The organism is Aestuariivirga sp. (genome assembly GCF_965227715.1).
GTDB lineage: Bacteria > Pseudomonadota > Alphaproteobacteria > Rhizobiales > Aestuariivirgaceae > Aestuariivirga.
This window is the reverse complement of record NZ_OZ245771.1, coordinates 916,405-931,038: the sequence shown is the minus strand read 5'-3', so window position 1 is coordinate 931,038 and position 14,634 is coordinate 916,405. Positions and strand designations below refer to the sequence as shown.

Below are 14,634 nucleotides of genomic sequence, written 5' to 3'. Positions count from 1 at the left end.
CTTCCCTTGAAACTCAGGCCGCCTGCCTGTGGCGGCGGAAATTCGGCATCACCTCTTCGGCGAAACGGCTCATCATGTCGAGGGTGAGCTGCTCGTCCTGGCCGAAGTTGGAGGTGGTGAGGATCTCATCAATGCCGAGATCGGAATATATTGAGATGCGCTCGATCATTTCCTCCTTGCCACAGAGCAGGAGATTGGCGGCGAGCTCATCAACGCTCTGGCTGCGCGGCAGCGGGCGGATGATGCCCTTGTCCACAATGCCTTCGCCGCCGAAGACATTGTCGAAGCTCTGGTAATAGGCCCAGGCCTTCTCCGCGATCTGCCGCTTCTCCTTCTCGCTGGAAACGAGAAACATGCCGCGCTGCAGGCTGAGCCGCGTATCGAGCGGGCGGCCGGCCGCAGCCTTGCCGCGGGCGAAGGCGGTCACCTGGTCGATCAGCTGCTGGTGGCTGCCGCCAAGGGGCGTGGTTTGCACGTGATATCCGGCCTTGGCCGCAGCTTCGATGCCGATCGGGTTCATCACTGCCACCATGAGCGGGATCGGGTCTTCCGGGCGCGGCATGATGGTAAGGGGTGCGAAGGCATAGCGCGGGCTGTTCCAGGAGACTTCCTCCTGCGTCAGGAGGGCCTCCAGGAGCTTCAGGTCCTCTTCGAACATGGGCTTCGTCTGCTCGATGGACACATCGAAGCGGGAGGTCTCGAAGCCGAAGGCGCCCTTGCCGACGCCCAGCATCAGCCGCCCGTCGCACAGGGCCTGGGCCTGCACCACTTCACCGGCGAAGATCCGCATGTCACGGATCGGCAATTGGCAGACGGAGGTGACGAGCTTCACATGCCGCGTGTGCGCGGCGATCTTCACCGCCATCTGGAGCGGTGCGGGGACCAGCAGGATATTGATCAGGTGATGCTCGGGGATGCCTACGCCGCGGTAGCCCACGGCCTCCGCATGAACGGCCTGCGCGACCACATTCTTGTAGAGGCGCTTGCCGCCAAGCGACGGGTCCAGCATGTGGCTTGACAGGAAGTGGACGAAATCCATGTGGCGAACCCTCTGGTGAAGCCCAGACAGTGGCATAGAGGTTTCGATTTGAAAATCGAAATGTTTTGGCCATTATGTTCGGAATCTTCGAACTGGATGACCCATGAACCTCGATGAGCTGCGCACCTTCCTGGCGGTGGTGGAAACCGGAAGCCTGGTGGCTGCGGCGAGGCGGCTGAATGTGACGCCCTCCACCGTGACGGCGCGCATCAACGGGCTGGAGGAGGAGATCGGGCAGAAGCTTCTCCACCGCAACAAGTCCGGTGCTGACCTCACGTCCCCCGGCTTCAAGTTCCGGCGCTATGCCGAATTGATGGTGCAGCTCTGGGGGCAGGCGCGCGCCGAAGTCTCGCTGCCGCGCGGCTTCGAAGGCGTGTGCAATGTGGGGCTCGACTTCGACCTGTGGAACGGCCCCGGCCGCCGCTTCCTGGACCATGTGCGCGCGAACAGCCCGGGCGTGGCGCTCGCCCTCTGGCCCGGCGAGCAGACGATGATCGACCGCTGGCTGGCGATCGGCCTGGTCGACATCGCCTTCTGCCATGCCCCGCAGGAGGGGGAGCGATTCGTGAGCCGGGCGCTGTTCGATGACGAGCTGATCCTGGTCTCGCGTGAGGCGATGGCGGCCCCGCAGCTCGATTCGCACTATGTCTATGTCGATCATGGAGACGAGTTCCGGCGCCAGCATGCGGCGGCCTTCCCGGGGGACGTGACCTCGGCCCTTGTGATCGCCTCCTCGGACTGGGCGCTCGATCATCTGCTGCGGAACGGGGGCTCGGGCTATTTGCCGAAGGGCCATGCGCAGGCAGCGCTCGACGCGGGCACCTTGCAGCGCGTGGGGGCGGCCCCCGCCTTCACCCGGCGGGTTTATGTGGTGGAGAATGCCCAGACCGTCAGGCCATGGAGCTGGTACGCTTCCGCTCTCGCTGCCGCCGCCAGTCATTGAGGATGTGCAGGAACAGGGCCAGAAAGACGATGGCCCCGCCCAGAACCGTGCGCGCCACGGGCACTTCCCCATGAATGAGCCAGACCCAGACGGGCCCCAGAACTGGCTCCAACGTGCCCACAAGGGCGGCAAGGGCAGCCGGAATGAGGCGCGCGCCGGTCACGAACATGGCAAGCCCGGCACCCAGATTGACCGCGCCGAACAGGAACAGCCAGCCCAGATCCGGCGCGCTGACGCTGAGCGGCCCGGACAACAGGAAGGCCGCCACGCAGGCCATGGCGGTGCCCAAGCAGACCGCCGGCATCATGCGCACCTCCGGATGATGGCGGGTGATGACGATGGCGGAGGAGAACATCACGGTGATCACCAGTGCCAGCCCATCGCCCAGCGGCGACACCTGGCCGGAGAAGGACGCGGACACCATGATGGCCACACCGCAAATGACGGCGGCAATCGCAGCCCATGTGGGCCCGTTGATTCTCTCGCCAAACACCATCCACGCAAGGAGGCCCGCAAATAGCGGTGCGGCGGCCTGGGTGAGCAGAATATTGGCGACCGTCGTATATTGCAGCGCCACCACGAAACAGGAGGAGGCAACCCCGAAGCAGATGGCAACGCCCAGGCCCGGAAGCCCCATGTTGCGGAACATGGCGAGCGTGGCCCTGGGCCCCTCACGCCACAGCATGAATAGCAGAAGGAAGGAGGAGGCGAAGAGCGCGCGCCAGAACACCACCGTCCAGCTGTCCGCCACATGGATGAAGCGCGCGATGGTGCCACCGAAGCTCCAGGTGATGGCGGACCCGGCGACAAGCAGCACGCCGAGCCGGAAATCACTCGCCGCCGAACGGGTGCTGATCGCGTGGGTGGTGGTCATGATGAGGACGGATTAGCCCATCGCGGCGTAAGAAGAAATCACACTCTTGCTTTGCGTCATCCCGGCGCAGGCCGGTATCCCGCTGTCCCAGTGGCTGCCGCCGGAAGCTGGACCCCGGCCTGCGCCGGGATGACGGGCTTTTGGGTTTGATTTGCCGTGTATTCACAAAGAAGAAGGCCCCGGCATTTCTGCCGGGGCCTTGTGGTTCAGTTCGCTAGCTGAAATTAGAAGCGGAACTTGGCGGTGGCGCGGACGACGCTGAATGCGTAGTCAGCCGAGCCCTTGATGCCGTAATCGTGGAAGGTGTTGCCGTCGTGGTTGTCCTTCCAGTTGCCGTCGCCCAGATCGACGTAGAGATACTCGAGGCCGAGGCTCCAGTTGTCGATGCCGTATTCCATGCCGCCACCGACGGTCCAACCCCAGTTGGTTTCGTCGTTGGAGTTGCTCCACGAGTCGATCTTGTCACCCTCGACGGACACTGAGAACTTCGAGTCTGCGTTCACGTGGCCGTAAGCGAGACCGCCGGTGCCGTACAGCAGGACGTTGTCGATGGCGAAGCCAAGGCGGCCGCGGATGGTGCCGAACCAATCAACGTCAACCGAGGCGCGGCTGGAATAGTTGATGTCCAGATCATGCGCCGTGAAGTCAACGTTGCGCTTGTTGCTGTCGCCGAAGCCGAGATAGTTGAAATCGGCTTCCGCACCCAGGACGATCTTGTCGATCTGGTAGTTATAGCCGACGATGCCACCACCGGTAAATACGGTCTGGTCGCCATCGATCTTGTTGCCAATGTCGCTGTCGCGAAATCCGTCTTGATAGCCATTGGCGTTGAGGCTGGAGTTGTTCCATGCCACGCCGGCGTTGGCGCCGAGGTAGAAGCCCGTCCAGTCATAAGCCGGAGCGACGGCGATATCAGCTGCCTGGGCAGCGCTGGCGATCGTGAGAGCCGCGATCATCGCGGAACCAGCCAAAAGTACTTTCTTCATGTCTTCCCATCCTCTGCAACAATCTGAGTTTTGCCCAGATTTGATTGAAAACGATTACCACAGAATTCGTGAATGCAAACTAACGCTCATGTGATCGAGGAGGAATCCAGGCCACTGTTGCAAACAGGACACGCTCTGAGGGTAGGAATCCACAATCTTTGATTTCTCTAAAACCCGAAATGAAAAAGGCCTCGGTGTTTCCACCGAGGCCCTTTTTACCGTCGCCGTCCCGAATCCGGGGATCAGCAGGAGTAGTACATGTCGAATTCGACCGGATGGGGCGTCATCCGGTAGCGGTCCTGCTCTTCCTGCTTGAGGTCGAGGTAGCTTTCGATCTGATCCTTCGAGAACACGCCGCCCTTGAGCAGGAAGTCGTGGTCGGCGCGGAGCGAATCGATGGCTTCCTGCAGGGAGCCGCAAACCGTCGGGACCTGGGCCAGTTCAGCGGGCGGCAGGTCATAGAGGTTCTTGTCCATCGCGGGACCCGGGTGGATCTTGTTCACGATGCCGTCGAGGCCGGCCATGATGATCGCCGAGAAGCAGAAATAGGGGTTGGCGGTCGGGTCGGGGAAGCGCACTTCCACGCGCTTGGCCTTGGGGTTTGCCGTGAAGGGAATGCGGCAGGAGGCCGAGCGGTTGCGCGAGGAGTAGGCGAGAAGCACCGGGGCTTCATAACCCGGCACCAAGCGCTTGTAGGAGTTGGTTGACGGATTGGTGAAGGCATTGAGCGCCTTCGCATGCTTGATGACGCCGCCAATGAAATAGAGCGTCGTCTCCGAGAGGTCGGCGTACTGGTTGCCGGCCATCTGGGTCTTGCCGTCCTTCCAGATCGAGAAATGGCAGTGCATGCCCGAGCCATTGTCACCGAAGATCGGCTTCGGCATGAAGGTGGCCGTCTTGCCATAGGCATGCGCCACATTGTGGATCACATACTTGTAAATCTGCATGTGGTCCGCCGCCGTCACCAGGGACTGGAAGCGGGTGCCGAGCTCATGCTGGGAGGAGGCGACCTCATGATGGTGCTTTTCGACGATCAGCCCCATGTCACCCATGGTGGAGAGCATCTCGGAGCGCATGTCCTGAGCCGAATCCATCGGGTTCACCGGGAAGTACCCCCCCTTGGTGCGCATCCGGTGGCCCATGTTGCCGGTCTCATAGTCGCGGTCCGAATTGGAGGGGAGCTCGACTGAGTCCAGCTTGAAGCCGGTGTTGTAGGGGGTGACGGCGAACTTCACGTCGTCGAAGATGAAGAATTCGGCCTCGGGGCCCACGAACACCGTGTCACCGATGCCGGTGGACTTCAGATAGGCTTCGGTGCGCTTGGCGATCATGCGCGGGTCACGCGCATAGCCTTCGCCCGTGCCGGGATCCAGAATGTCACAGAACACGGCAAGCGTGGTCTGGGCATAGAACGGGTCCATGTGGGCGGATGAAGCATCCGGCATCAGAACCATGTCCGACTCGTTGATGGCCTTCCAGCCCGAGATCGACGAGCCGTCGAACATCAGCCCTTCGGCCCATGCGTCTTCGCCCATCTGCGAAATGTCCATGGTCAGATGCTGCATCTTGCCGCGCGGATCGGTGAAGCGCAGGTCGACGTACTTGACGTCCTTTTCCTTGATCAGATTGAGGACGCCTGGAACGTCCAGTGGCTTGCTCATGGTTTTTTCCTCTTGTCGTGAGCGGTGGTTTGGGGGTGTTGGTCAGAGCGCGTCCGGACCGGACTCGCCGGTGCGGATCCGGATGGCTTGCTCGATGTTGGAAATGAAGATCTTGCCGTCGCCGATGCGCCCGGTGCGCGCGGCGTTCTGGATGGCTTCCACGGCGCGGTCGACGAACTCATCCGCCAGCACCACTTCGATCTTCACCTTGGGCAGGAAGTCGACGACATATTCCGCGCCGCGATAGAGCTCAGTATGGCCCTTCTGGCGGCCGAAGCCCTTGGCCTCGGTTACGGTGATGCCCTGGAGCCCCACCTCCTGGAGCGCCTCCTTCACTTCATCGAGCTTGAAGGGCTTGATGATCGCCTCGATCTTTTTCATGTCAGCTGACAGCCTCGCGCGTTGTTGCGGGTTTGATTGCACGCCCCGTGCCAGATTTCGCCTTGTGCTGAATCAAGGGCTTGCCATGGCTGATGCTTTTTTGTGCAGAACTAACTGCTAAAATATCGGGCAATACTGATGAAAATTAGGGCAGTCGTTGGCTAGCCTCAATGGAGCGGATCAGCTCCTTGAGGTCTTTCTGGCGGAGTTCATCCATCTTCTCGTGCAGCGCCATGATCTCGATTTCTGCCTTCAGGTTCACTTCATAATCATGGCCGGCCTGCAGCCTGTCCTTCGCGGCCTGCCGGTTCTGGGACATCATGATGACCGGCGCCTGGAGGGCGGCCACCATGGACAGGAACAGGTTGAGGAGGATGAAGGGGTAGGGGTCGAAGGGGCCCGATCCCCAGCGGTAGAGCAGCACGCTGTTGACGATTATCCACAGAAGGACGGCCAGTCCGAACAGCATGATGAAGGTCCAGGACCCGCCGAAGGAGGCGATGCGGTCCGCCAGCCTTTCGCCGAAGCTGCGGTTTTCCTCGAAGCTGGCATTCACGTCCCGCGAGACGGCGAGCCGCCGCGCCACCCGCTCCAGCACATGGCGCTCGCGCGCGGGCAGGTCTTCATAGCCGGTGTCGAGAATGCGCTTGGCGAGAAGCTTCACCGCATCGGGCGGGGCGTCGATCATGGGCTTTGCTCTCCGGTCAGGACCTGACCGGAGAGTCTCTTGCTTCAACCGATTGTGCAAGCTGGTGAATTGACGCTCAGACGCGGCTGTGGGGCAGGCGGTCCCGGTGGTTGTCGGTGATCGGCTTGAACAGCGAGAGGCCTTAGAGCGCGGCAATACCGACGATCACATAAACGATGCGCGACAGGGTGGTGCGGGTGCCCACCTCGCCGCCGAAAATGGCCGCGACCAGATCGAAGGAGAACAGGCCGACAAGCAGCCAGTTCAGCCCGCCGATGACGAGCAGCGCCATGGCGATGATATTCAAGGTTCGCATGAAACGGAAATCTCCGGTTGAGGGTTGTGACGCCCTGTCGAACGCCGGTTTCGCGGAACAGTTCCGCCGCGCCTGCGGATGCGATAGCCTCCTTCGCATGACACATGAATTGGTGACGCCTGAGCAGATGTACCGGGCCGACGCGCTGGCCGTGGAGCGAGGCCGTCCCAGCCTCGGGCTCATGGAACGGGCAGGGCGCGCCGTGGCGGAGGAGATCCTCCGGCGCTATGGCGCAAGGCCCGTGCTGGTGCTGTGCGGGCCGGGGAATAATGGCGGTGATGGCTTCGTGGCCGCGCGCTTTCTGAAGCGCTGGGGCTGGCCGGTGCGGCTCGGACTTCTGGGTGAGCGGGGGAAGCTGGCGGGGGACGCCGCAGCCATGGCCGCGCTGTGGGACGGACCGGTGGAGGCGGGCGTAAACGTGACGGGAGCTGGCCTCATCATCGACGCGCTGTTCGGTGCGGGACTCTCGCGCGATTTCCCGCAAGAGATGGCCGCAGCGATCAATGGCGCGGGCTGCCCGGTGCTTGCCGTGGATGTGCCCTCGGGCCTTGACGGGCGGACGGGGCGGCCGCGCGGCGGCTGCGTCACCGCCGATGTGACCGTCACCTTCTTCCGCCGCAAGCCCGGCCACGTCCTGCTGCCAGGGCGCCTGCTTTGCGGCGAGGTGGTGGTGGCGGATATCGGGATTCCTGATTCAGTTTTGGAGGAAATTCTCCCAAGCTATTCAATCAACGAGGAAATATCGGTTCCAGCTCTGTCACCCGCTGGACATAAATATAGCCGGGGCCATGCCGTCGTGGTGTCCGGCCCGCCGCTCCACACAGGCGCCTCCCGCCTGGCGGCACAGGCGGCGCTGCGCTGTGGCGCGGGGCTGGTGACGATTGCGGGGACACCCGCAGCGCTGGCCGTTCATGCGGCGCAATTGTCCGCCGTGATGCTGTCCGATGCCGATCTGGGCACGATTCTTTCAGACCGCCGCAAGAATGCCGTGTGCATCGGCCCGGCCACGGGCCTTGGCGTTGAAACCAGGGACATGGTGGAAACCGTGCTCATGAGTGGGGCCGCCGCCGTGCTCGACGCCGATGCGATCAGTTCCTTCGCGGGCGAAAGCGAGAGGCTGTTCCGGCTGATTGGCATGAACCATGAGCGGCCCGTGGTGATGACGCCGCATGAAGGCGAATTCTCTCGCTTATTCAAGGATCTGGACGATCAATCGGACTCAAAGTGTGAGCGGGCCGTGAAGGCCGCCCGGCGGTCTGGCGCCGTGGTGATTTTGAAAGGTGCCGACACGGTGATCGCCGCACCCGATGGCCGCGCACGCGTCAACGTCAATGCCCCGCCGTCGCTCGCGACGGCAGGTTCGGGCGATGTGCTGGCGGGGATCGTCACCGCGCTTCTGGCACAGGGCATGGACGCGTTCACGGCAGCCTCGGCAGCCGTCTGGCTGCATGGCGATGCCGCCAGCCGCCATGGCGCCCGCGGGCTGACCGCCGAGACGCTGCTCGCCAGCCTATGAACCGGCCGCTCGCGCTGCTGCTGATCACCGGCCTCGCCTTCGGCTGCAATTTTCCATTGGGCAAGCTTGCCGCCGCCGCCGGGGTGAACCCGGCACTCTGGGCAGCGGTGATCTGCTCAGGCGCCGGCCTCTCGGTTCTGGCCGCATCCGTGATCTTCGAGGAACGGCATGCGGTGCCCGGGCTTTACCGTTATGCGGCGATATCTTCCGTCATCTCCAATGTGATTCCCCTGGTGCTGACCTTCGCGGCGATCCCCCACATCGGCAGCGGCCTGGCGGCCATCCTGGTGGCAACCTCGCCTGTCGCAACCGCACTCCTCTCCATGCTGCTGCGGGTGCGTCCGCCGGGTGTCCTGGGCTTGCTGGGAATAGGCTTGGGGCTGACCGGTGCCGTCACCATCATCCTGGCGCGCAATACCAGCCTGGGGGCGGCTGAGCAGCACTGGCTGCTTCTGGCTTCCCTCATTCCGCTCTGCCTGGGGGTTGGGAACGTCTACCGCACCATGGGCTGGCCCAAGGGCGCGGAGCCGATGCGGCTTGGCGCGCTCATCAACCTCTCCGCCGTTCTGCCCCTCATCCTGCTGGCCTGGATCTGGGGCGGGCTGGACCTCTCTCCGCTGGCGCCCGTGCCCTGGCTTGTGGCCGGACAGCTTGTGGCCTCCACCATCATGTATCTCACTTTCTTCCGCCTGCAGGCAGTGGGGGGACCCACTTACCTCTCCCAGATCGGCTATGTGGCGGCGGCCGTGGGCGTTGGTGTGGGGGTGAGTTTTCTGGGCGAGCGCTATCCGCCAATGGTGTGGGCGGGGATTGCCATCGTGGCCGCGGGAATAGCCCTCACCACCTGGGCACAAGCGCGGATGCTGCACCGCAGCTGACGGGGCCTTTGCCGGCTGGCGCTTTCTTCACTGGCATACCGAAAACCCCTCTGCTATAGACCGCGCCCATTGCAGCGGCCCGGCCTTTGGCTCGTGCGCGGGCGTGGTGAAATTGGCAGACACGCAGGATTTAGGTTCCTGTGGGGAAACCCGTGGGGGTTCAAGTCCCTCCGCCCGCACCATGCACGAGCTCAAATCCATGCCGGGCCAAATGGCCCATTGATTAGACGGAAGCAGGAACGAGATGCAGGTTACCGAGACGCTCAGCGCTGGCCTCAAGCGCGAATACAAGGTGGTGGTCAACCAGGCCGAGCTCGACCAGGAACTGAACGCCAAGCTCGCGGACCTCTCGAAGCGCGCCAACATCAAGGGCTTCCGCCCCGGCAAGGTGCCGGTCTCGCATCTGCGCCGCGTGTTCGGCAAATCCGCCATGGCGGAAGTGGTGCAGAACACCATCGACGCGAAGTCGAAGGCGTTGCTCGAGGAAAAGAACCTGAAGCCCGCCTACCAGCCGGAAGTGAAGCTCTCCGAGAGCGAGGAAGAGGTTCAGGCCGTCATGGACGGCAAGGGCGATCTCTCCTTCTCCGTGGTGCTCGAGGTTATCCCCGATTTCGAGGTGAAGGACCATGCGGGCCTCAGCCTCACCCGCCATGTGGTCGAGGTGTCTGAAGACGAAATCGCCGAGACGCTGACGCGCCTCGCCTCCCAGTCCAAGAATTTCGAAGACAAGGAAGGCGCGGCCGAAAAGGGTGACCGCGTCACCATCAACTTCGTCGGCACCGTCGATGGCACCGCATTCGAAGGCGGCACGGCGGATGATGTGGCCCTCGAGATCGGATCTGGCCAGTTCATCCCCGGCTTCGAGGACCAGCTGATCGGCGCCAAGGCCGGTGACGACGTGACCGTGAAGGTGACATTCCCCGCGGAATATGGCGTGGCCGATCTCGCCGGCAAGGACGCCGAATTCGCCACCAAGGTGACGAAGGTCGAGGCGGCGAAGGAAACCGCCATCGACGAAGAGTTCGCCAAGAAGATGGGCTTCGAGGACCTCGCCAAGCTCAAGGACATGATCAAGGAGCGCATGGGCTCAGAATTCGCCCAGATGACGGCGATGAAGCTGAAGCGCGACGTGCTCGATGCGCTCGACAAGGAATATTCCTTCGATCTGCCGGAGAAGCTGGTGGACGCCGAGTTCAACGGCATCTGGACCGCGCTCCAGGGCGAGATGAACCGCTCGGGCAAGAGCTTCGCGGACGAGAACACGACCGAAGAAGACGCCCGCAAGGAATACCGCGCCATTGCCGAACGCCGCGTGAGGCTGGGCCTGGTGCTCGGCACCATGGGCGAAAAGGAGCAGGTGCAGGTGACGGAGCAGGAGTTGCAGAACGCGCTCATGAACCGCATGCGCCAGTTCCCCGGCCAGGAAAAGATGGTGATCGATTATTACCGCAAGAACCCCGGCGCCATGATGGAGCTCCGCGGCCCCATCTTCGAGCAGAAGGTGGTGGACTCGATCGTCTCCAAGGCCACCGTGGCCGACAAGACCGTGAGCAAGGACGAACTCCAGGCCATGGTGCAGGACGAGGAAGAGGCGCCGATTTCGGCCGCCTGATTTCGACCCGGATGAAAGACATAGACGGCCGGACCTTGGGGTCCGGCCGTTTTCTATATGACCGCAAGCGGAATATAATCCTTGACAGCGCGCGCTCTCCGGAGTAGAAAGCGCCATTCCCCGCATTCGCGTTTTGCTCCGCCGGAGGCTTCGCTGAAGTCCGCGGCGCCGGCAGAGCGCGTCAGGCCAGCCAGCGCCTCACCTGATCCTCGGTGAGGTTGCTGCCGCAGATGACCGTGGCCACGCTGCGGCCGCGGAAGCGGTCCTGATAGGCCACAATGGCAGCCACACCCGCTGCACCCGATGGTTCGGCCAGGAGGCCCGCAGTTTTGAAAAGGAGTTGCATGGCGGATATGATCTGGGCGTCCTCCACCAGCAGGACATCGTCGACGATGCCTTTCATGTCTTCGACCGCCTCGGCGATGGGAACGCGCACGCCGATGCCGTCTGCGATGGTGGCGACGGCGGGCGGAAAGACGAGCTGGCCGGAGCGCCAGGATTTTTCCATGGCGTCCGCCCCCGAGGCCTGAACGCCAATCACCTCGATGCCGGGGTGGGCGGCCTTGGCCCAGCGGGCCATGCCGGTGAGGAGGGCGCCATTGCCCAGGGGAATGACCAGGACGTCCGGCCTCTCGGGACTGGCCAGGAGCTCGATCGCGATGGTGGCGGCGCCTTCTGCGGCTTCCGGGTCGAGGCCGTCCGCCACCCACAGCGCGCCCGCCGCCTTGGCATGGGCCTCGCCCGCCTGTTTGGCGGCATCGAAATCATGGCCGGTCAGCACCATATCGGCGCCGAGCGCTCTCATGCGGGCGACTTTCAGGGGATTGGCGGTGGTGGCAGCAAAAAGGGTGAGCGGGATCTGATGGCTCCGGCAGGCATAGGCCAGCGCCTGGCCCCAGTTGCCGGCACTGGCGCCGATGATCCGCCGTCCGTGAAGCCCGCCATCACGCGCGCGGCTGGCGATGAGGAAGCCCGCGCCACGGCCCTTGAAGGAGCGGATGGGATTTGCGGTTTCGAGCTTCAGGGTCAGATGGCAGCCCAGCGCCTCATCCAGGGGCTCACAGTTGAACTGGGGGGAATTGAGAAACTCAGGTGCAATGAGGGTTGCGGCAAGAACTATATTTTCGAGCTTTAACCTGTGCTTGGGCAGGGGATCCGGCGGCAGGGCGGCTGGGAGATGGTTCATCGGATCCTTCATTGCCAGGGGGCGTTCGAGGGGCTTCGGCTTCGCAAGACGTTGCAAACTCTCGGGATCCTTTCAACCCCCGATTAACGCTCCGGGGGATGCCCCTTCCATCCTCCCGCAGGGTCTCCTATCTAAGAGACAACACAGCAACCGATTCACACCAAAGGTCCTTCATGCGCGATCCCGTCGACTTCCTCACCACTGGCGCCTTCTGGCCCTCCGTCATCCAGCAGGAAAGCCGGGGCGAACGCGTATATGACTTGCCATCCAGGCTGCTGCGCGAGCGCATCATCTTTATCACCGGCCCGATCGACGACAATGTCGCGGCCTCGATCTGCATGCAGCTCCTGTTCCTCGAAGCGGAGAACCCCAAGAAGGAAATCTCCATGTATATCAACAGCCCGGGTGGTGTCGTCACCTCCGGCCTGTCGATTTATGACACCATGCAGTTCATCCGCTGCCCGGTGTCCACCACGGTCATGGGGCAGGCGGCCTCCATGGGCTCCCTCCTGCTGACGGCCGGGGCCAAGGACATGCGCTTCGCCCTTCCCAACGCCCGCATCATGGTGCACCAGCCCTCGGGCGGCTATCAGGGCCAGGTGACCGACATTCTGATCCACGCCAAGGAAGTGGAAAGCCTGAAGCGCCGGCTCAATGAAATCTACGTCCATCATACCGGGCGTGACTACAAGACCATCGAGGAAGCCCTCGAGCGCGACAATTTCTTCACCTCCGAGGCGGCGCTGGCCTTCGGCCTGATCGACAAGGTCATCGAGAAGCGCGCCCAGCCGGTGGAGGGGAAGTGAGTGCAGCCAGTTTCCACCGGATGTTGCACCGGTGGGGTGGTGTGGGTAATCAATTCTTGATTAACCATGTCTGCCCATGCTGAACTGCTGATTTGGAATCCGGAGTGCCGGATCACGTTGGGCGGAACTGCGGCAATGGCGGTGAAGTCTCGTTAAAGTCCGCAAGCGTATGATGCGGCAAAGGTCCGAGGAGAGCTTATGAGTAAGGCAACCGGAAGCGACAGCAAGAACACCTTGTACTGTTCCTTCTGCGGCAAGAGCCAGCATGAAGTCCGCAAGCTGATTGCGGGCCCCACCGTGTTCATCTGCGATGAATGCGTTGAATTGTGCATGGACATCATCCGCGAGGAGAACAAGACCTCGCTGGCGAAATCCAAGGACGGTGTTCCCACGCCGCATGAAATCCGCAAGGTGCTGGATGATTACGTCATCGGCCAGGAGCACGCCAAGAAGGTGCTCTCGGTTGCTGTCCACAATCATTACAAGCGGCTGAACCACGCCCAGAAGAACAATGACGTGGAACTGGCGAAGTCCAACATCCTGCTGGTGGGCCCCACGGGCTCCGGCAAGACGCTGCTGGCCCAGACGCTGGCCCGCATTCTGGATGTGCCCTTCACCATGGCCGACGCCACCACGCTGACCGAAGCCGGTTACGTGGGCGAGGATGTGGAAAACATCATCCTGAAGCTGCTGCAGGCGGCCGACTACAACGTTGAACGCGCCCAGCGCGGCATCGTCTATATTGACGAGGTCGACAAGATCAGCCGCAAGTCCGACAATCCTTCGATCACCAGGGACGTCTCGGGCGAAGGCGTGCAGCAGGCACTGCTGAAGATCATGGAAGGCACGGTTGCCTCCGTGCCGCCGCAGGGCGGCCGCAAGCATCCGCAGCAGGAATTCCTGCAGGTGGATACGACCAACATCCTGTTCATCTGCGGCGGCGCCTTTGCCGGCCTCGAGCGCATCATCAACCAGCGCTCCAAGGGGTCTGGCCTGGGCTTCGGCGCGGAAATCCGCTCGAACGAGGACCGCCGCACGGGTGCGATTCTGCGCGAGCTGGAGCCTGAGGATTTGCTGAAGTTCGGCCTGATCCCCGAGTTCGTCGGCCGCCTGCCGGTGGTCGCAACCCTCGAGGACCTGGACGAGACAGCACTTGTGCAGATCCTGATCGAGCCCAAGAACGCCATCGTGAAGCAGTATCAGCGGCTCTTCGAGATGGAGGGCGTGAAGCTCACCTTCCCGGAAGAGGCCATGTCAGCGATTGCCCGCCGCGCCATCGAGCGCAAGACGGGCGCCCGGGGCTTGCGCTCCATCATGGAGTCGATCCTGCTGGAGACCATGTTCGACCTTCCCGCCATGACCGGCGTGGAGGAGGTGGTGATCTCCAAGGAAGTGGTGGAAGGAACCGCCAAGCCGTTGCTGATCTATGCCGACAAGCAAAGCGGCAAGGCCACCGCCACGGCCTGATTTGGCTCTGGAACGATTGTGGATGGCCGGGCTCTCCAGGGTCCGGCCATTTTGCTTTACCCCGCCCCCCTTGTGGGGAGGGTGATCAAATGGGACGAGACAGGCTCCATTGAAATCTCTTTATCCCCTCTCCACATCTCTCTCCGACGCTGAGGCTGCGCTTTTGGGGATTTCTGCGTAAACTGCATGTGATTCACTGATTTGCGGCCGATGAGACCAAGAACCGGGCGCCCCTGTCTGACGGCATTTTCCGCGCCAGACGCCGAGGCGGCCCATGAAAG

The 14,634-nt window shown here is 62.6% G+C and carries 14 protein-coding genes and 1 tRNA gene; 7 read left to right on the top strand and 8 right to left on the bottom strand.

The annotated features are described in order from the left end of the window. Window positions 1-13 precede the first annotated feature (13 nt). A complete protein-coding gene (locus ACO06F_RS04555) occupies window positions 14-1,039 on the bottom strand; it encodes an LLM class flavin-dependent oxidoreductase (RefSeq protein WP_421695503.1) in 1,026 nt (341 codons plus the stop codon). A gap of 103 nt (window positions 1,040-1,142) precedes the next feature. Between ACO06F_RS04555 and ACO06F_RS04550 the strand changes: the two genes are divergently transcribed. Continuing rightward, entirely contained in the window at window positions 1,143-1,982 is an 840-nt protein-coding gene (locus ACO06F_RS04550) for a LysR family transcriptional regulator (protein ID WP_421695502.1), read from the top strand. Here the strand turns inward: ACO06F_RS04550 and ACO06F_RS04545 are convergent. The 6 genes from ACO06F_RS04545 to ACO06F_RS04520 form a co-directional block, all read right to left on the bottom strand. Continuing rightward, window positions 1,930-2,856, bottom strand: coding sequence for a DMT family transporter (locus ACO06F_RS04545; protein ID WP_421695501.1), 927 nt, complete (start codon window positions 2,854-2,856; stop codon window positions 1,930-1,932). The genes ACO06F_RS04550 and ACO06F_RS04545 overlap by 53 nt on opposite strands. Window positions 2,857-3,080: 224 nt before the next feature. Continuing rightward, window positions 3,081-3,842, bottom strand: a complete 762-nt coding sequence (locus ACO06F_RS04540) for an outer membrane protein (protein ID WP_421695500.1) — start codon at window positions 3,840-3,842, stop codon at window positions 3,081-3,083. A gap of 242 nt (window positions 3,843-4,084) precedes the next feature. Beyond that, window positions 4,085-5,503, bottom strand: a complete 1,419-nt coding sequence (glnA, locus tag ACO06F_RS04535) for a type I glutamate--ammonia ligase (protein ID WP_421695499.1) — start codon at window positions 5,501-5,503, stop codon at window positions 4,085-4,087. A 42-nt stretch (window positions 5,504-5,545) separates the two neighbouring features. Further along, window positions 5,546-5,884: a P-II family nitrogen regulator gene (locus ACO06F_RS04530; RefSeq protein WP_421695498.1), complete on the bottom strand. Its 339-nt coding sequence runs from the start codon at window positions 5,882-5,884 to the stop codon at window positions 5,546-5,548. Window positions 5,885-6,029: 145 nt separating this feature from the next. Next, entirely contained in the window at window positions 6,030-6,572 is a 543-nt protein-coding gene (locus ACO06F_RS04525; RefSeq protein ID WP_421695497.1) for a DUF1003 domain-containing protein, read from the bottom strand. A gap of 142 nt (window positions 6,573-6,714) precedes the next feature. Beyond that, the gene (locus ACO06F_RS04520) at window positions 6,715-6,888 is read right to left on the bottom strand and encodes a DUF378 domain-containing protein (RefSeq protein ID WP_421695496.1); all 174 of its coding nucleotides are present in this window, start codon (window positions 6,886-6,888) and stop codon (window positions 6,715-6,717) included. A 97-nt stretch (window positions 6,889-6,985) separates the two neighbouring features. On the opposite strand from ACO06F_RS04520, the gene ACO06F_RS04515 reads away from it, so the two are divergent. From ACO06F_RS04515 to tig, 4 genes are all read left to right on the top strand, one after another. Continuing rightward, on the top strand, window positions 6,986-8,404 hold the full coding sequence (locus ACO06F_RS04515) for an NAD(P)H-hydrate dehydratase (protein WP_421695495.1): 1,419 nt from the start codon (window positions 6,986-6,988) through the stop codon (window positions 8,402-8,404). Next, window positions 8,401-9,282, top strand: a complete 882-nt coding sequence (locus ACO06F_RS04510; protein ID WP_421695494.1) for a DMT family transporter — start codon at window positions 8,401-8,403, stop codon at window positions 9,280-9,282. Before ACO06F_RS04515 ends, ACO06F_RS04510 begins: the two co-directional genes overlap by 4 nt. Before the next feature lie 97 nt (window positions 9,283-9,379). After that, window positions 9,380-9,464: transfer RNA gene (locus ACO06F_RS04505), tRNA-Leu, on the top strand. A 62-nt stretch (window positions 9,465-9,526) separates the two neighbouring features. Further along, entirely contained in the window at window positions 9,527-10,894 is a 1,368-nt protein-coding gene (gene tig / locus ACO06F_RS04500) for a trigger factor (RefSeq protein WP_421695493.1), read from the top strand. A 181-nt stretch (window positions 10,895-11,075) separates the two neighbouring features. Here tig and ACO06F_RS04495 read toward each other — a convergent pair whose 3' ends face one another. Next, entirely contained in the window at window positions 11,076-12,080 is a 1,005-nt protein-coding gene (locus ACO06F_RS04495; protein ID WP_421695492.1) for a threonine ammonia-lyase, read from the bottom strand. Window positions 12,081-12,253: 173 nt separating this feature from the next. Between ACO06F_RS04495 and ACO06F_RS04490 the strand changes: the two genes are divergently transcribed. Both ACO06F_RS04490 and clpX read left to right on the top strand, forming a co-directional pair. Next, complete coding sequence (locus tag ACO06F_RS04490; RefSeq protein WP_421695491.1) at window positions 12,254-12,886, top strand: ATP-dependent Clp protease proteolytic subunit; 633 nt, start codon at window positions 12,254-12,256, stop codon at window positions 12,884-12,886. Window positions 12,887-13,084: 198 nt separating this feature from the next. Next, window positions 13,085-14,353, top strand: coding sequence for an ATP-dependent Clp protease ATP-binding subunit ClpX (clpX, locus tag ACO06F_RS04485; protein WP_421695490.1), 1,269 nt, complete (start codon window positions 13,085-13,087; stop codon window positions 14,351-14,353). Window positions 14,354-14,634 lie beyond the last annotated feature (281 nt).